General features: G+C 35.3%; 17 protein-coding genes and 1 tRNA gene. 10 read left to right on the top strand and 8 right to left on the bottom strand.

Annotation, left to right across the window (positions count from 1 at the left end; genetic code table 11):
* Positions 1 to 5 precede the first annotated feature (5 nt).
* The 7 genes from DEU40_RS12640 to nagB all read left to right on the top strand — a co-directional run bounded on the left by DEU40_RS12640 (position 6) and on the right by nagB (position 11853).
* Positions 6 to 4286 (top strand): hypothetical protein, encoded by a 4281-nt coding sequence (locus DEU40_RS12640; protein WP_110010160.1) that lies wholly within the window; start codon positions 6 to 8, stop codon positions 4284 to 4286.
* Positions 4267 to 5469 carry a hypothetical protein gene (locus DEU40_RS12635; protein ID WP_137905896.1) on the top strand — a complete coding sequence of 401 codons (1203 nt, stop codon included), beginning with the start codon at positions 4267 to 4269 and terminating at the stop codon, positions 5467 to 5469. Before DEU40_RS12640 ends, DEU40_RS12635 begins: the two co-directional genes overlap by 20 nt.
* Before the next feature lie 62 nt (positions 5470 to 5531).
* Complete coding sequence (locus DEU40_RS22650) at positions 5532 to 6827, top strand: hypothetical protein (RefSeq protein WP_228406509.1); 1296 nt, start codon at positions 5532 to 5534, stop codon at positions 6825 to 6827.
* A 62-nt stretch (positions 6828 to 6889) separates the two neighbouring features.
* Positions 6890 to 8122, top strand: coding sequence for a hypothetical protein (locus DEU40_RS12625; RefSeq protein WP_110010158.1), 1233 nt, complete (start codon positions 6890 to 6892; stop codon positions 8120 to 8122).
* Between the two features lie 118 nt (positions 8123 to 8240).
* Entirely contained in the window at positions 8241 to 9410 is a 1170-nt protein-coding gene (locus DEU40_RS12620) for a hypothetical protein (RefSeq protein WP_146207850.1), read from the top strand.
* Positions 9411 to 9430: 20 nt separating this feature from the next.
* Positions 9431 to 9823 carry a hypothetical protein gene (locus DEU40_RS12615; protein ID WP_110010156.1) on the top strand — a complete coding sequence of 131 codons (393 nt, stop codon included), beginning with the start codon at positions 9431 to 9433 and terminating at the stop codon, positions 9821 to 9823.
* A 101-nt stretch (positions 9824 to 9924) separates the two neighbouring features.
* Positions 9925 to 11853, top strand: coding sequence for a glucosamine-6-phosphate deaminase (gene nagB, locus DEU40_RS12610; protein WP_110010155.1), 1929 nt, complete (start codon positions 9925 to 9927; stop codon positions 11851 to 11853).
* Positions 11854 to 11985: 132 nt separating this feature from the next.
* On the opposite strand, the gene DEU40_RS12605 is transcribed toward nagB, so the two are convergent.
* From DEU40_RS12605 to DEU40_RS12595, 3 genes are all read right to left on the bottom strand, one after another.
* Positions 11986 to 12058: transfer RNA gene (locus DEU40_RS12605), tRNA-Phe, on the bottom strand.
* A gap of 109 nt (positions 12059 to 12167) precedes the next feature.
* A complete protein-coding gene (locus DEU40_RS12600; RefSeq protein WP_110010154.1) occupies positions 12168 to 14009 on the bottom strand; it encodes a lysophospholipid acyltransferase family protein in 1842 nt (613 codons plus the stop codon).
* Between the two features lie 22 nt (positions 14010 to 14031).
* Complete coding sequence (locus DEU40_RS12595) at positions 14032 to 15270, bottom strand: aspartate kinase (RefSeq protein ID WP_110010153.1); 1239 nt, start codon at positions 15268 to 15270, stop codon at positions 14032 to 14034.
* A gap of 324 nt (positions 15271 to 15594) precedes the next feature.
* On the opposite strand from DEU40_RS12595, the gene fbp reads away from it, so the two are divergent.
* Together fbp and menC are read left to right on the top strand one after the other, a co-directional pair.
* Positions 15595 to 16611, top strand: coding sequence for a class 1 fructose-bisphosphatase (fbp, locus tag DEU40_RS12590; protein WP_110010152.1), 1017 nt, complete (start codon positions 15595 to 15597; stop codon positions 16609 to 16611).
* Positions 16611 to 17615: an o-succinylbenzoate synthase gene (menC, locus tag DEU40_RS12585; protein WP_110010151.1), complete on the top strand. Its 1005-nt coding sequence runs from the start codon at positions 16611 to 16613 to the stop codon at positions 17613 to 17615. The genes fbp and menC overlap by 1 nt, the downstream gene beginning before the upstream one ends.
* A gap of 13 nt (positions 17616 to 17628) precedes the next feature.
* Here the strand turns inward: menC and DEU40_RS22455 are convergent, their stop codons facing one another.
* On the bottom strand, positions 17629 to 17796 hold the full coding sequence (locus tag DEU40_RS22455; RefSeq protein ID WP_171006348.1) for a bacteriocin-like protein: 168 nt from the start codon (positions 17794 to 17796) through the stop codon (positions 17629 to 17631).
* Positions 17797 to 18242: 446 nt separating this feature from the next.
* Entirely contained in the window at positions 18243 to 19373 is a 1131-nt protein-coding gene (locus DEU40_RS12580) for an alpha/beta hydrolase (RefSeq protein WP_110010150.1), read from the bottom strand.
* 152 nt (positions 19374 to 19525) lie between these two features.
* Between DEU40_RS12580 and DEU40_RS12575 the strand changes: the two genes are divergently transcribed.
* Positions 19526 to 21199, top strand: a complete 1674-nt coding sequence (locus tag DEU40_RS12575; protein WP_110010149.1) for a glutamine--tRNA ligase/YqeY domain fusion protein — start codon at positions 19526 to 19528, stop codon at positions 21197 to 21199.
* Positions 21200 to 21542: 343 nt separating this feature from the next.
* Here DEU40_RS12575 and DEU40_RS12570 read toward each other — a convergent pair whose 3' ends face one another.
* The 3 genes from DEU40_RS12570 to DEU40_RS12560 all read right to left on the bottom strand — a co-directional run bounded on the left by DEU40_RS12570 (position 21543) and on the right by DEU40_RS12560 (position 25347).
* Complete coding sequence (locus DEU40_RS12570; RefSeq protein WP_110010205.1) at positions 21543 to 22439, bottom strand: 3-hydroxyacyl-CoA dehydrogenase; 897 nt, start codon at positions 22437 to 22439, stop codon at positions 21543 to 21545.
* Between the two features lie 11 nt (positions 22440 to 22450).
* Positions 22451 to 24379, bottom strand: a complete 1929-nt coding sequence (locus DEU40_RS12565) for an oleate hydratase (protein WP_110010148.1) — start codon at positions 24377 to 24379, stop codon at positions 22451 to 22453.
* Positions 24380 to 24468: 89 nt separating this feature from the next.
* The gene (locus tag DEU40_RS12560; RefSeq protein WP_110010147.1) at positions 24469 to 25347 is read right to left on the bottom strand and encodes an AraC family transcriptional regulator; all 879 of its coding nucleotides are present in this window, start codon (positions 25345 to 25347) and stop codon (positions 24469 to 24471) included.
* Between the last annotated feature and the right edge of the window lie 235 nt (positions 25348 to 25582).

Genomic DNA, 25582 nt, shown 5'->3' with positions numbered 1-25582 from the left:
ATGACATGGCGGATAAAGGATACATCATTATAGAAGGAGCCACTGCGTACTGCAGCAGCTCTGTAACCAACAACTCCAATGGTACGGCCGTTCCGATGGAAGTGAAAAGCCAGAAAAAAAAACTGGGCAAAAACAAATATTTTGCACAAAATAAACCTGTAGCGACTTATCTTGATGATAAAGCAGATAGTTTCGGAGGCGGAAACGGATTCGGGAACTGCAAAGGTTCAGACGGGAAAACCTATCCTTGTAAAGGCAAATGCAATATCAAATATAAAGACTACTACGAAAACGTAGAATTCAATAAGAGTATGAAAATCCTGTTGGATGCTTCTACAGGGAACTGTCCGGGATATGGTGTTCCCGGAACAATTGCTTTTGCAACCACCGGGCAGGCCAATAATGTTTCACAGATAGATGTCAAAGAAGCTGATGAGTTTTCAGTAGCCAATACTTCGCCACAATGGCCGTCATCCTCTGCTTCTCAGGCAAGCATAGCAGTGTCATCCATTTCAATGGTAAGACCGATACCGAGTGATAAATTAAGTGGTACTTATTACTATATCAAAGGAATGAATGGCCCGCTTCTTCCTGTTATGAACCCTTTTGGTGGTGATAACCTGGACTTAAAAGCCCAGTTCAAAGGTGATGAGAAAAAAATCATCTGGGCGTTGTTCAAAGGGGAAGGAACAAAAGATAAAATAAAAACATTTATTGGATTGGGAAGCAGTTTCAGCCAATCCATGAGTAAAATATTCGATGGACTTACAGAAGGAAAGTACCGGCTGGAAGCTTATGGTAAAAAAGCAGGCGATGCCAAATGCTCTCTCAATGTGGAAGTTATACAGGATTTTGTTAAGAAAATTGTTAGTCCAGGTTCTTCAACGTTGATTAATATTCCTTTACCTGTATCCATTGAACGTAAACTCAACAGTACAACAGATCAGGCAAAAATACTGAACAGAGGATTCTTTATGCCTGTAAATACCGTTCACTGGACCGTAAAGCAGGGAACAGCTGTTCTGTATAACAGTTCTTCCGGAGCTTCTTCATCACACCTTGTTTCTGTAACGGGTGCTGGCGATCGTGTCATTCTTACCTTTAAAAATGCCGGTAAATATACGGTAGAAGCATTTACAGATCCCACAGATCCCAAACCGCAATCTGTGGAGATTAAGATTGAAAACAGTCTGGGTGTCATGGGAGTAAAAGGAGAACCGGGTCTGGTGAGATTCAGTGATATCATTAAAGTGCAGGCTTCGAAGTTTAATGTCAATTATATGCCTTCGGGTACTTCTGTATATTGGTACCTAAAAAAAGATGGGTTAGGAAGAGTGGCATTATTTGAAAACTCTCCTTCATTCAGAACAGGCACCATCAATAAAAAGGTAGCTGAACTTCTGTATAATGATGCAAAACTGGCCAGCAATCAATATTTCGGGAAATATATACTCGAAGCTTATGCTAATCCTTTGGGAGCAGGAAAGCAGCCTGGTTTTTCCGGATCAGACTGTTTTAATTTTGAGGTGATTCAAAATGTCATAGATAAATTTACCCTTCCGGCAGCTAATATTCCGAAAGGAACAAAAATAAAATATACGGCAACGGCAAGAATTGCTGCGCTGGCTGGCAATGAAGCCATAAAAATAGAAGTTCCTGATACAGTGACCAATAACGGAGACGGGACCATTACATTCAATGATCTCGGCGAATACACTATTTCTGCCTATTTAACAGGAGATTATACCGATGGAAAGAAAATAGAAGCGAAAGTAAAGGTTTCTGAACCTGCTGTAAAAAGAGCGCTGTGGGCTTATGGAACCGGTGTGAAACGTACCGAAACAGGATTCGGAGAGGAAACCTATGGATTTATTGAAATTGACGGACTGCAGAATCAGACGTTAAAAGTAAAAATCTGGGTAAAAGGCGAAGGTGATGATTTCTATAAAGAGAAAGATAAATACATGCTGGAAGAGAAAACAGTTACTCTTAATAACGAAGGCAAAGCTTCATTCCTTATCATCACGAATGATGATTACAAGAAAAAATTGCTGGCTGCTATCCCTAAAACGACAGAAAATCCGAACCCGTCTTACCGTCTGGTATTCACGGTAGAGCTTCAGGCAGCTTCATCTGCGGATATTGTACTTCCGGGAAATATTACCATTCAGGGAACGAAACCTGTGGTGGTAGACAGCACCACAACTTATCTTGAAGTTTTGGATTCCAATGAAGAACTGACCATCACTTCGGAACAGAAAATTGTATCGATTATGTTCTCTACCGAAGATGGTAAAGATATTCAGCGGATGCAGACTTTCTATGGCAAAACCCATAAGCTTTGGGTTCATACCGTCAATATGACGGAAGAAACTCTGAAGATTGATGTGCTGAAGGAGATTCCCAAAGAAGGATTAAACGAAAAAGATCATATCACCTATACCCACGAAAGCAAACAAAGTTATAACGAGGAAAAAACAGGAAAAGACGGCCTGCTTGAAGTGGTCTTCACCGCAAAAGAAGAATGGAAAAATCCACCGAAAAACTTTGACTATTACATAGCGCAGGTTTCCCGCCAGGTTCAGGATCCCGCAGATCCCAAAAAGAAAGTCTGGAAAATAGAAAAAAGCCAGTTTACGATCAACAGTACACTTCCAGCGGATCTGGTTAGAACAGAGGATATGGAAAAACTGGGGATTAAAGCGTATAAAAAAGACGGAACCCCCTTTACAAAAGAAGAAATGCTGGAACTAAGAAAGCAGTTTATCTTCTACGAAAGTGGCTGTCTTAAAGTATCTCAGAAAGAGACCCCCGAAGCTATTGATAATGATGTGATGCCTGTGGTGGTGGAAATGGCGGAGGTGAAGAGGGAAGGGGGAGGATGTCCCAGATGTAATGCTCCCGTAACTGCTGATCAGCTAAAGGAAATTTTTCCAACTGCTGACCCTAATATCCTGACACTGGTTGCGGCTGCCTATACAAAATATATGAAGGAAATAGGAATGAATACTTGTTGGAATAAAGCACATTTATTTGCACAAGCCAGAGTAGAAACTGGAAAGACCCTTCATTTAAAAGAAGGAGAAAATTTTAATTGGTTTTGGGAAAAATTACCTGGAACATTTGCGGCATTCAGGACTCAGGAAGGAAGAGATAATGCAAAGCTTTGGGGGCGAGCCGTAGATAAACCAAACCAGCCAGGTGTAACTCTAGAAAATCAAAAAAATATTGCCAATTGGGCTTATTCTCCTACAAGTGATAAGGGCAAAGAATTAGGAAACACCCAAGCAGAGGATGGTTGGAATTTTAGAGGGAAAGGACTTATACAGCTTACAGGAAGAAAAGCATACGAGTATGCAAATACATATACTAAAAAGGAAGGTGCTGATATTATAGCAGACCCAGATTTAGTTTTAACAAATATTTCTGCTGCGGTAATATCTTCTATGGCCTTTTTCAAATGGAAAGGAATTAATACAATCGTCAATGGCTCTAAAGATACCTTACCTGTAAGTAAAAAAGTAGGTAAAATGGTCGCTACAAAAGATGAAAATGGAAAAGATTCTGACAATTACGCAGAAAAACAAAAAGCATTCGATGATCATACCTCGAAAACTTTCAAAACATCTGAATGTGAGTGGGGGAAAGCAACAGATTTGAATTTGGCTGGAAGAAGTCCATGGATGGAAATTGCTGTAGCAGAAGCGAAATTATATGGAGGAAAAGATGAAAGTAGTATAGATAGTAGAATAAAAACCTATCATAAAGATGGAGGAGGAACAGATGCTGGAAGTGGTACGGCATGGTGTGCTTCATTTGTCTGTTGGTGTATAGAACAGAAGGATTTGCCAAGTCCACATTCTGCTGGATCAAGAATGTTTCTTAGTAGTACAAAAGCAGAAAAATGTGAGGTTTTTTTTGGTGCCGTAGCTATATTTTCTGACTGTGATTCTACAGGAACAAAAATAGAAACTTCCGGTCATGCTACATTTATTTTTGGAAAGTTACCTGGAACTGAAATTTATGCTTGTCTTGGAGGAAATCAATCTGATAAACTTAAAATGTCAAGTTATAATTGCAGTGGTAATGTTTTCGTATCTTGGAAAGAGAAAAATGGTACAGAACATTATAAAATATTCCGAGGATTTTATAAGCCTAAAGGTTATGTTATTAAAGATATTGATAAGTTAGGAAATAATGATAATTATTCATCTGCGGATGAAGCAAGTAAGAAAGCATTAAAATTAGATATTAAATCGGATGAAAATGGAGAAAGTTCAAGATAAATTAGGGATTGCGAAGCTTTTAATTGCTTCTTGTTTTTTTTGTCTTATTCAGTGCCAGGAAAAAAAGCAAGAACTTACATATAAAAATGTAAAAAATAATACTATGCAAAAAATAGAAATAAGTAGCATTCTTGAAGGACAGCTAAAAAAAGGTGCAGCCGAGGAATATGGAAGTTTTAGTGATTATTCGGAAAAAGACCTTATTGCGTTAATTGAATTGGAAGACTCTATTCTTCATTCTAATGGTTATAAGAATATTACAAATGATCAATTTGCAGCTAAAATAGAACAAATATTTGGTAGAAGAATTGATTTTACTAGTTCTAGTAATTTTCTTAAAATAGATACTTATAATAAATGTGATAAGGAGCTATCTTTTGTTCCTCTATCTGCAGAGTACCAAAATATTTATGTATCAAAAAATAATAAATTAATATCATATTTTTATCCACTTCCATTACTGATTGATTATCAAAAAAACTATCCTGACTTAAAAAAAATAGAAGATATTCCTATTGAAGTAGAAACAAATGAAGGCCGATTGAAAGTAACTCAATGGAAAGATATACCTAATTTAAAAGAGCAACAAAAGAAGAATAACCAGATTTTGGTAGCTCGTAATATGTATTTATTTAATGATAATAAAGCATATATAACGTGGCTTGTTACACAAGATCCTTCTTTTGTTAAAACTCTTGTAAAGCAATTTGGTTTCACTAAAGAACCAAAGTTCAATGATCTTGTGATGAGCGAGTATCTGAATAACTATGAAACCTCTTCCGCTATTGGTGATATTATTTTTGTTAAAAACTGTAAGGGAGAATTAGAAATAAGGGTAGAACTTTTAAATTATATAAAAGAACATACGAAATCAGATGAAAATAGACTACTTAATGCTTTAGAAAATTTTGGATATGCTTTGAAAGATAATAATAGTTTTACAACAGACGAAAAATATAAGATACTTGCTTACATAGGTAATACAGTTGACCCATTTTATTTGAATTTTGCAGGTGTTAATTCCGGAAGGGCTGTTTGGAATGCCGAAAGTGTGCTCTATAATAGTATAGTAAAAGATAGAAACATCATCTCAGTATTTCAGAAAAACAATTATTATGGACTACATGATTTGAAAGATAGCCTAATAAGGGTGCAAGGAATTATGGAACACTCTTCTGAATAAGTGAAAAAATCAACATAGCTCGATCCAATTGTGTTTTTAACATAAAAGCACATATACAATAAATGATGAAAAATTTTAATATTTTAACGGCTATTCTATTATTCATTAGTTGTAATAATAAAGGGCAGGACAAGAAAGATGCCAATTTTATTACTGACACAAAATATCATTATGATGAAATTGTTGAGATAGTTTTAAAAAAACAATTAGAATACGGAAAACCTTCTTTTGATAATCCATACCAGTATTCCGATAAAGATTTGGAAGTAGCAACTCCAATATTGAATCAATTACTTTTAGATAATGGTTATAAAGTTCTCAGCAATGAAGAATTTAGTAATAAAATAAAACAGATTTTTAACCGGATTATTGATAAAAACTCAACCAGTAAATTTCTGTATATCAATTTAATTGATAAGTGTGACAAGGAGTTGAATTTTTTTCCAAATAACGCAGAGAATAATGGTGTATTTGTAGTTAAAAATCAGAACTTCATTACTGATCTTTATCCACTTCCCTTGATTATTGATTATCAAAAAACATATAGTGAAGCAGCTCAGGAAGAAAATTCGGCTTCAAAAAACTATAAAGATGCAAATGGAAATGAAGTTAAGAAATATTTATGGAAAGATATACACAATCTGAAGGAGCAGAGAAAGAAGAACATACAGACATTAGTTGCGCGTAACCTCTATTTGTTTAATGATAATAAGGCTCAATACAAATGGCTTACCCTTAATGATTCATATTTTATGGAGGCTTTAGTAAAAACTTTTGGCTACATTCAGGATATGGATTTATTGAAGTGGGTTATTGAAAGAACAAAGTTTGATAAAAAAGATCCGTCTGATTATGGGAATTTGTTTTGGGTAAAGCAATGTGATGAAACAGTAAAAATACATGCTAATACTTTTAAAATTTTACAAGAGATTTATACTCCAGATATAACAAACGATATGTCAAATGAGAATAGATTTTTACTTGATTATATCAAAGGATATATTGAATATTTTGCTGATTTTAATAACAAAGAAACGGGTGTTTCAAAGGAAGATAAAGTGAAAATACTAGCGAATATTGTTTATTTTGCTGAACAATATAAGTATGACAAAAGATTTGTTTCTGGATATGGAGATAACTCTAAGATGATGGGAAGGTTAAGATTCTTTTTAGATAAGGACGAGGTAAATATTTTACAGAAAAATAATTATTTCAACCTTCCAAAATTTAAAGAATGGTGGGATAATGCAGACTATGATGAATATTTTGTCGAAGAATGTGAATACAACGGAACATGTGGCCCGGATAACCGACCTATGAATGTTACAGAATGGCGAAAACAACATCCTAAAAAATAATATATCAAGCACAGTCAGAAATGGGTGTGCTTCTTTTTAATTGTGAAACACAAATTTACACGATGAAAATACTAAATGTTTTGATGGTACCTCTACTATTCGTTAGTGGTAATAATAACGGGCAAGAAAAAAAAGATATTCATTCTATTACTGGTACAAAATACAAGAGTGATAGTATCGTCGAAAATGTCTTAAAAAAACAACTTAAACAGGGATCAACCTACACTATTGATGATGCTGGTGCAGGATTACCAAAAATTCAATTTGAGGCTAAAGAATTGGAAGTAACAGCCATAGTAGCTCATGAATTATTAAATTCAAATGGGTATAATACTCTTGGTACTGAAGATTTTAATAAAAAAATCAAAAATATTTTTGGAAGAATCATTGATTCAGATTCTCAATCACATTTTTTATACGTAAACTATTTTGATAAATGTGACAGAAGTTTTGTAACTTATAGTAATAATAGTGTTGATTATGAAGGAGGATATATTGACAAAAAAAGAAAACTTTTCACCGACTTTTACTATTTACCTGAAATTATTGATTATCAAAAAGAATATCCAACATTAAGTGATATCGAATCTAGTAAAATTATTAGAAAATCAAGCTCACAAGTCGAAGTTGAAATTCCACACTGGAAAGATGTGGTAAATCTAAAAGAGCAAAGAAAAGTAAATAATCAAAGAATTATTGCCAGAAATATGTATTTGTTCAATGATAACAAAGCATATATCATTTGGTTAGTGACTCATGATAAAAACTTTATAAAATTATTGGTTAAAAATTTAAGTTATGATAAAGAACCTAAATTTAATGAAATGCTTATTAATGAATATATTCAATCTAAAGATCAATATAAAATAGGTGAACTTATATTTGCCAAAAATTGTAATAAAGAATTAGAAATACGGGAAGGGATATTGCAGAGTTTGACTGATACTTATCAAAAGAGCTCTAATCCTAAAGATTTACATGGATTAATGGAGTTTGTTTCAAAATTATTAGAAACAGATGAATACAATAATTATTCAGAGAATGAAAAAATTAAAATGGTAGCTTATCTTGCAAATACTTATGATTTCCTGTTCAAAAAAAATCATAGGAATCAGGATGGCTGGGATCTTAGATGGAATATTTTAGGAGCATATTTTGAAGATGATTCAAGAAGTGAGATTAAATGGCCCAAGTTGAAAGAAGAAATGCAGAAAAATAATTATTATAATCTTCCAAATTTAAAAGAAGTAATTAGTTACGCAGAAGGATTTGATAGTGTAGGCGCTCCGGATTAAATTCATAATTAAATATGCTTGTTTTAATTTTTAAACACAAATTGGGATGCGAACTTCAAATATTTTTACAATTATTCTACTACTCATTGCTTGTAATAGTATGGGACAAAATAACAGCATGAATACTACAAACAAGCAATATACAAAATCACAAAATTTAATTGAAAATATTAAAAAACATATTAAACTACAAGAGAAAATTGAGTCTGATGAAGTTGAATATGATGATCCTTATAATTTGAATGTAGAAGATCTAAAATTAGCTTCTTCTATTATCTGTGATGATCTGATCAGTAATGGTTATATTGAACCAAAAGCTGAATCCTTTAACAATAAGATTGAAACTATTTTTTCAATCAGTCATAGCTCTAATAAATGCGTGAGTATTGATCAAAAGAATGGGTACATAACAGTATTTGGTAATCACCTTGATGGCAATCCTGTGACACTTGAACAAAATAAGTATGAACTTTATTCAACTACTCAGAATACTTTTATCAATACTAATAATCAGTTTATTTTTCCAATGCTTTTATTAAAGGAATTAATAAATATTAATGGTGATAATTCTTTTAAAATTAAAGTTCCACGATATATTATTGCACGTAATATGTACCTTTTTAATGATAGTAAGCCACAATTTAAATGGCTTATTTTAAATGATCAAAGTTTCATGGAAAGTTTAGTTAAAACTTTCGGATATACAAAAGATCCTGATTTATTAAAATGGGTTATAGAAAAAACAAAATTTGATGAAAAGGATCCCCGGAATTTTGGTAAGCTTTTTTGGGCTAAAGTGTGTAATGGAAAATTCAAACTGCATGCAGATACATTCAAGCTTCTTCAAAAACTCCATATACCAAATGACCCATCTGAAAATAGATTTATTATTGATAATATCAAAAGCTATTTAGAATTTTTGGGACGTGATAAATCCACTGACCTTACAAGAAACGAAAAATTAAAACTAATGGCAAACTTGGCATATTTTGCTGAACAATATAATTATGATAAAAAATTTAATGATGATAATAAGATGATGGCTAGACTTCGCTATTTTTTGAATGATGATGATTTTAAGGTTATAAAAGAAAATAATTTTTTCAGTCTTCCAAAATTTAAAGAATGGTGGGATAATGCGGATTATGATGCTTATTATGTAGGTGAGTGCGAATATGAAGGAAGTTGCGGTTCGGGATACCAACCTATGGATTATGCAGAATGGCGAAAACAACATCCTAAAAATAATATATCAAGCACAGTCAGAAATGGGTGTGCTTCTTTTTAATTGTGAAACACAAATTTAATATGATGAAAATACTAAATGTTTTAATGGTACCTCTACTATTCGCTAGTGGTAATAATAACAGGCAAGAAAAAAAAGATATTCATTCTATAATTGGTACAAAATATAAGAGTGATAGTATCGTCGAAAATGTCTTAAAAAAACAACTTAAACAGGGATCAACCTACACTATTGATGAGGCTGGTGCTGGACGACCAAAAATTCAATTTGAGACTAAAGAATTGGAAGCAACAGCCATAGTAGCTCATGAATTATTAAATTCAAATGGGTATAATACCCTTGGTACTGAAGATTTTAATAAAAAAATCAAAAATATTTTTGGAAGAATCATTGCCACAAATAGACTTTATCTTTTTAATTTTAAAGTGTTGATAATTAATTATATAATGATATGATGTATATATGAAGTATCTCTTTTTTTTTTGTTTTTTATTGAAATTAGAAATACAAGTTCTATATATAATTTAATTTTATCACTTTCCAAAACCAAATTACTATGTTAAAAAGCACAATAGATTCTTCTACAGGATTTGAAAAAAGATTTGAAAAGATAGAAACGGTTATTTTCACAGATTCACTTTCAGCTTCAAAATCCGTAGCAAAAGAGGTTTCAGACCTTATCCGTGTAAAGCAGTCTCAAAAACAACCCTGCATTTTAGGTTTGGCTACCGGCTCCTCACCCAAGAGCTTATACGCTGAATTGGTACGCATGCACAGAGAAGAAGCATTGAGTTTCAAAAACGTAATTGCTTTCAACCTTGACGAATATTATCCTATGGAACCGGATTCCGTACATAGTTATGTTCGCTTTATGAAAGAACTTTTGTTTGATAAAGTAGATATTCTTCCTGAAAACTATCACATTCCTGACGGAACATTACCCAAAGAGGAAATAGCAGATTACTGTACAGAGTACGAACTTAAAATAGAAGCCTTAGGTGGGATAGATTTGCAGATTCTGGGTATTGGCGGTAATGGTCATATCGGATTCAATGAATCGGGCTCCCTGCAAAATTCCAGAACGCGACTTGTAGCTTTAGATCATATCACCAGAGTGGCAGCCAGCAATGAGTTTTTGGGACTATCGAATACCCCCAGAACAGCTATTACATTGGGAGTGAAGAAAATAATGGAGGCGAAAAGAGTAATACTATTAGCGTGGGGTGAATCTAAATCAAATATCATCAAAGAGTCTGTAGAAGGTCCTGTTACCAACCTGGTGCCGGCTTCTTATTTGCAGGAACACAAAAACGCAACTTTTGTATTGGATCAGGCAGCAGCTCATAAGCTTACCCGAATTAATACTCCATGGCTGGTAGAAAAAATAGAATGGACTGATGCATTAACCCGAAAAGCAGTTTTGGGATTAGCCCAAAAAATAGAGAAACCTATATTAAAGCTTACCGATTCTGACTATATAGAAAACGGAATGAGCGATTTGTTAGCAGACAAAGGTCCGGCTTACAATATCAATATTGAGATTTTCAATAAATTACAACACACCATAACGGGTTGGCCGGGAGGTAAGCCGGGAGCAGATGACAGTAACAGGCCGGAAAGGAAAACTCCTGCCAAAAAAAGAGTACTTATATTCAGTCCGCATCCGGATGATGATATTATCAGTATGGGAGGAACTTTCATACGACTGCACCAACAGGGTCATGAAGTTCATGTAGCTTATCAAACTTCCGGCAATATAGCTGTAGCAGATTCTGAAGCATTGCGGTTTGCCAATTTTGTATGTGATTATAATGAAATGTTTGGCATTGAAAATAATGCAGCACAAAAGATTTTTGATAAAGCTATCAAATTTTTACAAAATAAGAAAAACAGTGATATTGATATTCCTGAAGTAAGACATATAAAAGGTTTAATAAGGAAAGGGGAGGCAAGATCTACTTGTTATTACGTGGGAATACCAGACACCCAGATTCATTTTTTGGAAATGCCCTTCTATGAAACAGGCAGAATAGAAAAAAAGCCATTGAGTAAAGAGGATATAGAAATTGTAACGGATATTATAGACAGCGTAAAACCACATCAAATATATGCGGCTGGTGATTTAGCAGATCCTCATGGAACACATAAAGTGTGTCTGGATGCTGTTTTTGAATCTGTTAAAAATTTAAAATCGAAGGAATACATGAAAGATTGTTGGTTATGGTTATATAGAGGAGCATGGAAAGAGTGGTCTATTGAAGAAATAGAAATGGCAGTACCATTAAGTCCGGATCAAATTTTGGAAAAACGCTATGGGATTTTTAAACATCAATCTCAAAAAGATGGGGTAGTATTTCAAGGGACAGATATGAGAGAATTCTGGCAGAGAGCAGAAGAAAGAAACAGAGAAACGGCAGAGACCTATCACAAAATGGGACTTGCTACTTATGCTGCCATGGAAGCTTTTGTAAGATGGAAATTCTAAATAACAGTTCATGTCCTTTTAAAAGAAAGAATTTTATCACAAAAATGCAGGTATTTGTATAGCCCCAAATATTGTGCTTAATCATTAATCCATAAAAACAAAAAAACCTCTGACTAATCAGAGGTTTTAAAGTGGTTTCTCCAGGAATCGAACCAGGGACACATGGATTTTCAATCCATTGCTCTACCAACTGAGCTAAGAAACCATTATATTTTTGTTTGACTTACTTCGTTGTTTTAAAGTGATGCAAAAGTAGTAAGTTTTAGTATACAAAGCAAGTATTCATCGTACTTTTTTTTAATAAAGTTAAAAACTTACTGATTATCAGTCGGATTATTTTCCTGCTCTTTTCTGATCTGTTCACTCATCTCTTCCAATACCGGTTTAATCGTGTTTTCCGGAAGATCACTGATTCGGATATACATCAATCCATCTATCGCATCATTAAAGTTTGGATCTACGTTGAAAGCAATTACTTTTGCGTTTTGTTTGATGTATTTTTTGATCAGGACAGGAAGCCTCAATTCAGGTTCAAGATCATCAATAATCTTGTCCAGCTTGTTGAGGTCAGACTCCATTTCTTCAAAGAAAATATTTTTATCCCTGTCGCGAAGCTTTACCTTATATTCATTTCTAGGAGTGATATATTGTGCTACTGCAGAATCGAAATAATTGGAACGCATGAACTCAATCATCAGCGATTTTGAGAACTCAGAGAACTTGTTCGAAATACTCACACCACCCATAAGGAATTTATGATCCGGATTTCTCAGACATACATGTACTATTCCTCTCCATAAAAGAAAGAGTGGAAGTGGCTTCTGCTGATATTCCTGGCAGATGTATGCACGGCCCATTTCAATCACCTTTTTGAAAAAAGGATGGATGTCCTGCTCAAACTCAAATAAAGAGCTTGTATAGAACCCTTTGATACCGTATTTCTTCATTACCTCTCTACCCAATGCCATTCTGTAAGCTCCGGCCAGTTTTTTCTCACCGTTATCCCATAGGAAAAGATGGTGGTAATGTTTGTCATACTCATCAAGGTCAAACGGAAGATTACTTCCTTCACCTACCGCACGGAAGGTGAGCTCTCTCTGACGTCCGATTTCCCTCATAATAGAAGGGATTTCCTCGTAAGTCGTAAAGTAAATCTCGTAATTTCCGTTACTGAAAAGCATTTTTTCAGTTCCTCTCAATTTATCAACATCTTTGATAATGTCTTCCAGAGGTGTTTCATCAATGATATTCTGAACAATATTTTCCTCCTTGAGTAAAGGAAATTTGACCGATAAATTTTGAAGATTAATGCTTTGAGCAAGAGATTTTCTTTTTTCATAGTAAGATTTCATCATATAAACCTTACGTTTCAGAAACTCTCCCAATTCCTCAATCGTTTCCATGTCGTCCATTGCCTTTACGGTAATAGGACGTCCGATTCTGATTCTGATAGGTTTTTCCCTGTCATTCATCATTTCTGCAGGAAGCATCAGCGTCTGTAAATTCGGGTGAAGTTTAGCTACCTGATAAAAAAGTCTGCTGTTCTTGGCATGGAAATACATAGGAACTACCGGCACTTTAGCCATTCTGATAAGCTTAAGTGCCGTCTTTTCCCAATCTTTATCTAAAATTTCGCCGTAAGGGTTGTTTTTGTTGGAAACTTCTCCTGCCGGAAAAATACCTACACAGCCTCCGTTTTGTAAATGCTTGAGTGTTTCACGCATTCCAGAAGAGCTGCTGTAAGCTTCTTTTCTGTTTTCAAAAGGATTTACAGCGATTACATACGGTTCCATAGGTTTGATCTTTTCCAAAAGGAAATTCCCCATTACCTTGAAATCCGGACGAACCTCTGATAAGATCTTGCACATCAGAATACCGTCAATAGCACCCAGCGGGTGATTGGAAACCAGAATAAACGGTCCTGTTTTCGGAATCTTTGCCAGATCCTCTTCAAAAGCTACATAGCTTAGGTTTCTTTCTCTCACAAATGAGTCGAAAAAGTCTTTGCCTTCCTTGTCTTTTAATTTATCGTATAATTTATTTACTTCATTTATTTTAGCAATGCTCATCACAGCAGATGCTACCGGGTTCTTGAGAAACCCAATTTTATTTAAGCCGGAAGCTTTGATCAGATCGTTTTTCGAAATTAAACTCATGTGTGTTTAGTCGCAATTAATATTATTGTGTTACCATTTGAAGAGTATTCTTGGAGATTTGTTCCAATAATACATTTTTTTCATGGTAAAATTTATCAATGTGATCCTTCTTCGCATTTCTTACTGTGAATAAAGATACATTTTTAATTGCTTCGGTTTTAAAAATTTTTTGAAGCTCTTCATTGAGCTCATCAATATGATTAAATTTATCCTCCAGGCACAATGCCAGAGAGATTGCAGAATTCTGCATCAGGGAAACTTTGATCTTATATTTAGATAAATATCCGAAAATCAGGCTCATATGATCTTCTGCGATGAAAGAGAAGTCCCTTGTAGAGATTTTCAAAAGATCCTGGTTTTCTTTCAGAATATAAGATTCTTCCTGTTGGTTCTTTTCGGAAGCACCTACTTTTGTTCCTTCTTTGCTTGGATCCACGAAAGATTTTACATAAAAAGGAATATTTTTTTGCTGTAGCGGCTGTAATGTTTTAGGGTGAATAACACTGGCACCATAATAAGCCATTTCTATAGCTTCCTCATAAGAAATATTGGAAAGAAGGGTTACATCACTGAACTTTCTCGGATCTCCGGTCATTACTCCCGGTACATCTTTCCATATTGTCATTGCTTCAGCATTTAAGCAGTAAGCAAAAATAGCAGCGGAGTAGTCGGAACCCTCTCTTCCTAATGTTACCGTAAAATTGTTGTCGTCAGAACCGATGAATCCCTGAGTTACATAGCAGATTTCAGGATTAAGATGGGAAATAAATTCTTCCGTTCTTGTCCAGTCTACCGTACCTTCCCGGTATGAATTATCCGTTTTTATATAATCTCTGGCATCCAGCCACTGATTTGTAAACTGGATCTCATTCAGGTATTCACTCACGATTTTAGTAGAGATCATTTCTCCACAGCTTACCACCTGATCGTATACGAAGTTGTAGTTGGGAGATTTATTTCTTCGTAAAAAAGAATCAATATCATCAAAGAAAAGATTGATTTCAGCAAAAACCGCATGATTTTCAGGGAAAAGTCCTTCCGCAATCTCAATGTGTTTTCGTTTTATCTTTTCAATCTCAGTTTGATAATTATCTTTTTTGAAATAAAGTTCTACAACTTTTTCCAACTCATTTGTCGTTTTACCCATTGCTGAAATCACCAGCAAGCATTTGGCAAATCCCTGGCTTTTTAGAACCATGGACACGTTTTTTACACTGTCAGCATCTTTTACCGATGCTCCACCAAACTTGAAAATTTTCATTAAATTGTTAAAAATAAAATTGTTAGATAAAAAATTATATGAGTTTTTTACGGACGTCAAAATTATAAATTTACAACGAGATATGAAATAGCCTTACGCGGAGATAGAATTAAGATTTCCTTAAAATCAACAATTCATGAAATAAATTAATTTTTTTTGGGTTCTGATTAAACAAATTAGGAGGTATAATTTTCAGTAAAGGGTTCGTGTAATGTCATGTTTTGTTTGTATCTTTCTGAAATACAATGATTAATCTCTTTTTTAATTAAATTTTCTCAATGCGATAAATTTTCCGAAATTTGGGCAAAACGTAAAAAGAAAAATATGTCAAATCAACCATTACAGACTTTAGGAGAATTTCTTATAGATAAACAGGACGATTTTCAGTATTCTACAGGTGAATTTTCTCGTCTTCTAAGTGCAATAAGATTGGCTTCGAAAGTGGTAAACAGAGAAGTAAATAAGGCCGGAATTGTAGATATAACAGGAGCTGCAGGAAACCAGAACATCCAAGGAGAAGAACAGCAGAAACTTGATGTAATCGCTAACGAAATTTTTATTACGGCTTTGTCTCAGAGAGAGGTTGTTTGTGGTATTGCTTCTGAAGAAAATGATGATTTTATTGATATCAAATGCGGTGAAAACGGACATTTAAGTAAATATGTTGTACTGATTGATCCTTTGGACGGATCTTCCAATATTGATGTAAATGTTTCTGTAGGGACTATTTTCTCCATCTACAGAAGAGTTACAGAACCGGGAACTCCGGTACAGCTGGAAGACTTTTTACAGAAAGGTATCAATCAGATTGCTGCGGGATATGTTATTTACGGTTCATCTACCATGATTGTGTATACAACTGGTAACGGAGTAAACGGATTTACATTAGATCCGTCTCTAGGAACATATTATCTTTCCCATCCTAATATGACTTTCCCAAAAACAGGTAAAATCTATTCTATCAACGAAGGAAATTATATCAAATTCCCTCAGGGGGTAAAAAATTATCTTAAATACTGCCAGATGGAAGAAGGTGACCGTCCTTACACTTCAAGATATATCGGTTCTTTAGTGGCGGATTTCCACAGAAATATGCTGAAAGGAGGAATTTATATTTATCCTTCTTATTCACAGGCTCCGAATGGTAAATTAAGGTTGTTATACGAATGTAATCCAATGGCATTCCTTGCAGAGCAGGCCGGAGGAAAAGCAACTGACGGATTCAGAAGAATTTTGGAGATAGAACCTACAGAACTTCACCAGAGAATTCCTTTCTTCTGTGGAAGTATCGACATGGTGGAAAAAGCAGAAGAGTTTATGCGTATCGACAGCGTAAAATAATGGAAGCAACTTACGTACAATATTTATTACAATTTAAGCGCCCGAGTGGAACATCTCGCGGCGTTTTGCTTGATAAAGAGACCTTCATTCTGACAATTTCCGAAGAGGGAAGAAAAGGAGTAGGGGAATGTGCTGTTTTCAGAGGGCTGAGTTTTGATGACAGGCCTGATTATGAAGAAAAACTGAAGTGGCTTTGTGAAAATATTAATCAGGACAGCGTTTTTTTGAAGCAGGAACTAAAAGAGTTTCCTTCAATCTGGTTTGGATATGAACAGGCTATGCAGAATTTAAAATATGGAGGCAGCCTATATTTTCCAAGTGAATTTACTGAAGGAAAATCTGCCATTACCATCAACGGTCTGATATGGATGGGCGACGCAACGTATATGGAAGAACAGATTCAGGAAAAACTGGAAAAAGGCTTTCACTGTATCAAATTAAAAATAGGTGTGGATTGGAAATCTGAGCATATTATTCTTCAGAAATTAAGAGAAAAGTTTTCCAAAGATCAATTGGAACTGCGTGTGGATGCCAATGGAGGTTTCAGTAAAAACGAAGCGGTGATGGTTTTACAGCAGCTTACTGATCTTCATATCCATTCCATTGAGCAGCCTATCAAGGCCGGCAATTGGGATGAAATGGCTGAGTTATGTGCAAAAACACCTACTCCGATTGCATTGGATGAAGAATTGATCGGAATTATAGATCCCGAAAAGAAGAAACAACTTTTGGAAACAATTAAGCCACAATATATTATTTTGAAACCTGCATTAGTAGGAGGTTTTTCAGGTTCTGATGAATGGATTTCCCTTGCGGAAAATCAGAATATAAACTGGTGGATTACTTCAGCATTAGAAAGTAATATTGGATTGAATGCCATTGCTCAGTATACTTTTACCAAAAAAAATCCAATGCCTCAAGGTTTGGGCACTGGAGCTTTATTTGTCAATAATTTTGAATCCGTTTTAGAACTCAGAAATGAGCTGCTGTGGTTCAAAATATAACTGAAAAAGTTGATTAGCATAATGGTGGAGGTGAATCCGGACATGTAGTTTGCCCACAGTAGTCAGGTGCCCATGCTCTGCAGCACATCGCTGCCGGATCCCAGTTGTTGCACCCAAGCGGTGGTCTTCCCCCTTTGACTTTTTTCAATTCTCCTCTTTTGATTTTCTTTAGATTTTTCATATTATTGATTTTATTTGATTGGTAAGTAAATGTCGATAACTTTTTTGAATTATACAACATGTGGGGAATTATTTAATATTATTTAACAATTCCCCTGAAATATTTAGATAGTATTGAATATGGATTTGTATGGTTTCAGTTTTTACCTGCAATCCCTTCCTGTTCAGAATATTTGAATTTTTTTTAATCCGGTCTGTAGGAGGACCTGGCAGTTATAGATCGAATATTTTGTTGATTTAGAGGTTGTTACTCAATTAAATCACATCTTTTACGAAAATGGCTTTCTTTATATAGTTTAATATATTAGAAAACCTTTTTTTAATCTGTCCCATAATTAAAAATTGTAATTCCCTAACAAATGAATTAGCAATCATTGTGCCATACTGATATTTTTTAGCTGATTTTTAACGTATAATTCATTTTTTGGAGATTATTTTAATTATTTGTTAAGAAAAAATTGTGAAAATGTTTTCATTATCTTTAGACCTGTTGGAAATAAGATTTCTGTCAATTCCATATAAATTTTGGAAAATATCATGCTGTACCTGCGAACTGGAAAGATATCCCCAATGGTTTCCTGCTTCATATTTAAAATTGTTAAGCAGATCATCTTTTACAAAAGTACAGTCGATGACAGACACAATATCTTTATATTGATCAATACCGCTCGGACCATTTTTACCCAGCCTTGGGGTGAGAATATTTTTCGTAAACTGAGAAGCCGCCAGAATAATATCCTGTCTGTTTAAGTAAATAGAAATCCTGTTAGCCAGTAAGGGCAGCTTATTAAATGAATCCTCAGCATCTTCAAATACTTTATAGCTCACATCAGCATTTAACAGGAGAACCTGGTCGATAACACGAAGGATATTTTCCCTTTTAAGGCTGTATAACATACTTTGAAGCACTCTGTTTCCCATAGAGTGAGCCACAAGATGTATTCTTTGATTGCAGGGAGCAAGATCCCGGTTGGAAAAAATATCTTTTAAAAATTGAGTATAGAAATAGAACAATCTCATCAAAGATGTTCCCGAATTGATGCTGGAAGCTTTATCATCAAAATAACTCAACGGGATTATACTGCCGGAGGCGGGCCAGCTTACAAATAAAATATGCTCCACAGGAGAGGCTGGATTATCAATAAATATTTTTTTCAGATCAAGTATAGCTTTTAATTCATCATCAAAATCATATAAATAACCATGGATGAATATCATGACATCACTTCTGTCTTTGGTAGAAGACATGTTTTTGTACAGTTCATAAAACATTCTTTGGGTTCCGCCAAGATTATTGGCTGTAAGAGAGGATTTTTTAATTCCTTTTTCGCTCAGCAGGACCTCCAGAACTTCTTCATAACCCTGTTTTTCGGGTTCAGAAAAAAGCTTGTAATTTAAAATATTTCTGTTGGTATAATCCTTTTTCTTTTTGATTTGTGCTGAAGGCTCCTTATAATTCTCAAAATCGCACCTGGCGATTCTGAAATTAGGAATCGAGTATTCTTCATTGGAAAAAGAGTCTACTCTTTCACCTTTATGCCGGATAATTTTCCGGTTGCTTAAGATATAAACAGCCATAACGGTTAATGGTTAAAATGGTATTAGCTTTCCGAAATTAGTGAAAAATATTGAAATACAACAGGTAAGGCATTTAAATTACCACTTTTACAAAAGCTTATTTTTCCGTAACTTTGTGAAACTTTTTTTGCTAAAAAATAAAAGCTACTTTAATGGAAGAAGAAAAAAAATCACTCAATTTTATTGAGCAAATTATAGAAGATGATCTGGCAAACGGTCTGAAAAGAGAGCAGATTCGTTTCCGTTTTCCGCCTGAACCTAATGGTTACCTGCATGTAGGGCATACAAAAGCCATCTGCATCAATTTTGGGCTGGGCGAAAAATACAATGCTCCCGTAAACCTTCGTTTCGACGATACGAACCCTGAAAAAGAAGAACAGGAATTCGTAGACTCTATTATGAAAGACGTTGAATGGCTGGGTTTCAAATGGGATAAAGTTTTGTATGCATCCGATTACTTCCAGCAGCTTTACGATTGGGCAGTTCAGTTAATTAAAGAAGGAAAAGCTTATGTAGATGAGCAGCCTTCTGAAGTGATTACCGAGCAAAGAAAAAATCCTGCAGAGCCGGGAATTGAATCTCCATACAGAAACCGTCCTGTTGAAGAATCGTTAGATTTATTCGAAAGGATGAAAAACGGAGAGTTTGAAAGCGGTTCGATGTCTCTTCGTGCAAAAATCGACATGGTTTCTCCTAATATGAATATGCGTGACCCGGTGATGTACAGAATTTTGAATAAACCTCACCACAGAACAGGTACAGCCTGGAAAATTTATCCTATGTACGACTGGGCTCATGGTGAATCCGATTATATCGAACAGGTTTCACATTCCCTTTGTTCTCTGGAGTTTGAAAATCACAGACCGTTGTACAACTGGTATCTTGACCAGGTGTATGAAGAAGGAAAGGTTAAAAACAAGCAGAGAGAATTTGCAAGGATGAATGTTTCCTATATGATTACTTCCAAAAGAAAGCTGCAGAGACTGGTTGCTGAAGGGGTCGTAACCGGATGGGATGATCCTAGAATGCCTACTATCTCTGGGATGAGAAGAAAAGGATTTACTCCGGCTTCTATCAGAAACTTTATTGAAAAAGTAGGGGTTGCGAAAAGAGAAAACCTTATTGAAATTCAGCTGCTTGATTTCTGCGTGCGTGAAGACCTGAATAAGGTTGCCAAGCGTGTGATGGCAGTAGTAGATCCAGTGAAATTAGTGATCGAAAACTATCCGGAAGATAAGGAAGAATGGTTAGAAACTGAGAATAATCCTGAACAGGAAGATGCAGGGACAAGAGAAGTACCATTCTCAAGAGAAATCTATATTGAACGTGAAGACTTCAAGGAAGAAGCTAACAATAAATTCTTCAGACTTAAATTAGGAGGAGAAGTTCGTTTGAAGTCTGCTTACATCATCAAAGCTGAAAGAGTGGAGAAGGATGAAAATGGTGAGATTACAACGATCTACGCTACGTATGATGAGAAGAGTAAGTCAGGAAGCGGAACAGAGGAAAGTTTAAGAAAAGTAAAAGGAACTTTACATTGGGTATCTGCAAAACATGCTATTCCTGTAGAAGTAAGAATCTACAACCAACTGTTTACAGTGGAACAGCCTGATGCGGAAAAAGATGTAGACTTCTTGAACTTCATCAATCCTGAGTCTGTAACTACAGTGAAAGGATTTGCTGAACCGAGCCTGAAAGAAGTTGCTGTAGGAGAACCATTACAGTTCCAGAGAATCGGATATTTTACAAAAGATCAGGATTCTACTGAAGATACCTTGGTATTCAACAGAACAGTAACATTGAAAGATTCTTATAAACCTGAATAACTTTCAGGAATAGATCATAAAACAAAAAGCAGGACTTCAAATGAAGTCCTGCTTTTTGTTGTTTTTGTTGGAATACGCAACGGCGCAAAGAAATTCATTCATTCTGAATATTTTTAAGACGCGAGGAAATCGAAGATTTCCGGCAAGTGTTATACTAATTAATTGATAAATGTTCTAAGGTCCAGTGAGCAACAAATATCAATTTTATCGTAGATAAAATCTTTGCGTCTTAAAAACGGTTTAAAAAATAAACTTGCGCCTTTGCGAATTCCAACAGACAAAATTATAAATCAGAATTTAAGAATAATTGATTTTAATAGCTAAAAATCTGAAATTTAAGATTCTACTTCAGAAAATCCTTGTCCTGATAGGCGGGATTTGGATATTTATAAAATCCTTCGCCGGTCAATACTCCCAGTTTTCCTTTATCAATATATTCTTTTTTTAATTTTTCTACAGCTTTTATCTTTAGTGGATCCTGAGTTTCTTCAGCTTCCATCTTATTGATATTATAAGCGGTTGTAATTCCTACAATATCCAGAATACCAAATGGCCCTGCTGGTGCTCCGGTAGCGACCATCCATGTCTTATCAATCGTTTCTATATCTGAGACTTCATCTACCCAGAGATTGACTGCGGAACCAAGCAGCGGAACCAATAATGAATTGACAATATACCCGGGCTGTTCCTTTTGGATAGGCAGTGCTACCATTCCAATTGCTTTCGCAAATCTGATCAAAGAATCAAATACCTCCTGAGAAGTTCCCGGATGCCGCATTACCTCTCCGGTATTGTGCTTCCAGATTTCATTGGCAAAATGGAGGGCTACAAATTTCTCCGGTCTTCCTGTAGCCTCAGCAAACTGACTTGGAAGAAGAGTAGAAGAATTCGTTGCAAATACTGTTTTTTCAGGTGCTACTTGAGCCAGTTTATGATAGAATTCCGTTTTGATGGCTGGATCTTCTGGAACAGCTTCTATCAGAAGATCGGCATCCTTTACTGCTTCAGCAAGATCAGATGAATAGCTGATATTTTTGAATGTAGCATCAAGTTGTTCCTGCGTTGCGCTGAGATCTTTTTTGTAAGCTTCACTTAAAGCGGTGAATTTACCTTTGGCTTTTTCCAATACTTCATCATTGATATCATATACGGTAACTTTGAAACCGTGATAGGCCGTCTGGAAAGCGATCTGATATCCCAATACGCCGCTTCCCGCTATCGTTATATTTTTAAAATCCATGAGATTTATTTTTAGTCTTTTACTCCTTTTACCCATTCCTGAAATCTGGTTAAGAAAGATTCATGTTCTTCTTTTTCATCAGGACGGTTTACCAGAATATGTTCAAAATAAGTTCCTTTTAATATTTTTCTTAAAATTCCTTCTCCTAAGAAAGGTTTATAATCATTCAGAGCCTGAGTCGCTTTTAATAAATGTCGGATGTCATACTGTAACGGATTGATGTCCGGAACCTGTTTATTAAGGTTAAGAAGATTGTAAACAGCTATTCTCGCAGTTCTTACAGAGCTTTCCATGGTGAAGACAACATCATTATTGGTTTCTACAAACTGTCCTACAAGACCTAAGTTGGTACATCCTTCAGGAACCACTCTCGGACGGTCTCCCATCGCTCTCGGCATAAACATAGACGTGATATATGGCATGAATGCAGTACGTACAATGGTATTTTCAGTGACATTATCCAGCTGATCTGCTATTCCAAGGTGGTAGCAAAGCTCGGACAGAATCTCGTTCCCGGTACACTGAGGCATTGCTTTTTTGATATAATTACCTTCTTTATCCATCAGTAAAGCATAAACCCAAACCACAAGGATGTCATCCGGCTGAGTAGGGAAGTGCGGTTGCCTGTTGCAGGTAAAACTCATTACCCAATTAGAATCTGTAATGGTGATAATACCTCCTGTGGCTGTTCTTCCTGAATAAGGATCATTTACACACAGTTCTTTCAGTTTCTCTGTGAAAGCAGAAGGACGGCAGGTTAAGGTAGCAGACTCCCATGAAGATTTTTCAATGTGGCTACAGAATTTTTCAGGTTTCCCGAATACTTCAGATTTTGCGGCAAGATTTTTCCACAGTTTCCATCCGGCACTTTGTCCTGCACTGCTGTTGTCTATGGTGACTTCAGGAACGGTATTATTGTCTCCGTAGAATGTACTTTCAGTCATAGATCCGGTAGTCACAATTACGTAGTCGTTTTTACCAACCGGTATTCTTACTTCTTCGCCATTTTGTTCAGTGATAATTCCTTCTACAGTTTTTCCTTCCGTATTAATATGAATATCAAGATCTTTTACCAAAGTATTAAACTGGATCTGCACTCCTTTTTCCACCAGGAAGTTTTTTAATGGAGTTACATACGTATCATACTGGTTATATTTGGGGAATACCAGACATGAGAAGTCTTTCATTCCGTCAATGGCATGAAGGAACCTGTGCATATACAGTTTCAGTTCCAGTAAGCTGTGCCAGTTTTCGAAGGCAAACATAGAACGCCAGAAGAACCAGAAATTACTGTTCAGGAAAGATTCAGAAAAATAATCTTCAATCGTAAGATCATCCAGCTCTTCTTTTTTCTTTAGCAATAGTTTTACAATCGCCAGCTGATCTTTTTTCTCAAGTCCGAATTTGCTGAAATCCTTGATCTGTCCCTGGTTATGAATGAGTCTTGCTTTGGAATAATTCGGGTCGTTGTCATTGATAAGACGGTATTCATCCAATACACTGTAAGGTGCAGGCAGCTCCAAAGCAGGAATATCCTGGAACATATCCCATAAATTTTCATAGGTCATATCCATTTCTCTTCCTCCACGGATGATGTAACCATCTTTTGCATTACCGGCTCCATCCAAAGATCCGCCTTCCACATTCAGTTGATCAAGAAAAATAATATTTTTACCGGGAACACGGCCGTCACGGATAAAATAATACGCAGCCGACATTCCGGCAATTCCGCTTCCGACAATATAGATTTTACTGTTTTCGTATGATTGCTGAGGAATACCTTTATTACGTTGATAATTTCCGATCTGGTCGGAAAAAGGCATCGTCTTTTCAGGAGTGTTAATCTGAACTTCTTTGCTTGAATCCGGTTCGTGGTTTACATTTCCAAACTGCTCAGAGGCATTTAAAACTTTATCGAATTTTGAATTGATCGTACTCATCTTTTATTGTTTTTAATTAACAGTATAAAGGTACCTCTATTCAGAAAGCGATATATATCCTCAAGTTCAGAATTATTATCCCCAAATTCTCATGACTGAATATTTTCTTTAGTTCTGTACTCCGAAGGGGAAAGTGCCGTATGTTTTTTGAAAAAACGGCCGAAAGCTGATGCTGAGTTAAACTGAAGCTCAAAGGCGATCTCCGATATGGTGACCTCAGGATTTCCAAGCATGACATACGCTTCCTTCAGTAATGCTTCATCAATCACTTCATGAGGTGTTTTTCCGCTTGATTTCTTAATGATTTCGATGAGGTATTTATTGGAAATATGAAGTTGATCCGCATAAAACTGAACCGTTCTTTCCCTGGTGATATTTTCACGGATCAGTTTACTGAATTTGAGATAAAGGTCTTTTTTTCCTTCTTCCTTTTCCGGATTTGCAGCATTTTCCTGTTCCATAATCTCAGCAGTCTCCAGCAGCAGATTGAAAATAATGGTACGGATAATCTCCTCTGTAAATTTTCCCTGCTTTTTCGATTTTTTATCGAGGTAATCCAGAAGATTTTGCAGAAGTGAAGAATTGGTTGCCGTAGTTTTTACGATGCTGTATGAGCCTTTGGAGAAAAGATTCATTTTCTCAATGATAAAAGGATTGGAAATATTTTTAATCAGAAAGTTCTTGTCGAAGAACAGCAGTTTCATCGTAAAATCATCACTGGTTTTTCCAAATTTCACAATGGTAGAGGGGGCTGCAATAAGAAAGCTGTCAGCATCTACTTTATATTTCTGACGGTCTATTTCAATATTGATTTCTCCGGCAGTACATATACATAGTGCATAATAATCCATTCTGAAAGGAGCTTTTGGAAATTCAAAAATGGGTTTTCCGGAAGAAATGTAATAGGATTGGCAGCAGTCAATACTGTAAAAAGATAGCGTATCATGTAAATTTTCGTAGGTTATCATTCTTCAGTATTGGTTAAAATTTTATTATGTTTCTAAGTGAATTTAGTATAAAAGCATCTGTTGTTACTGCAATTTACGATTTTTATAAAAGTTTATTGTTTTTATATAGCAGATAAAACTGTTTTTTAAGATAAAGTTGATTGTCTGTTGAAGGTTATTGATAAAAATAGGGTTTAAACAAAGACTTTTGGGTTATTTTTATCTAATTTTGCACTGTCAAATTTCCCCAAAATAT

It is taken from the genome of Chryseobacterium sp. AG844 (genome assembly GCF_003182335.1).
Classification (GTDB): Bacteria; Bacteroidota; Bacteroidia; order Flavobacteriales; family Weeksellaceae; genus Chryseobacterium; species Chryseobacterium cupriresistens.
This window is presented reverse-complemented; position numbering and strand designations above follow the sequence as displayed.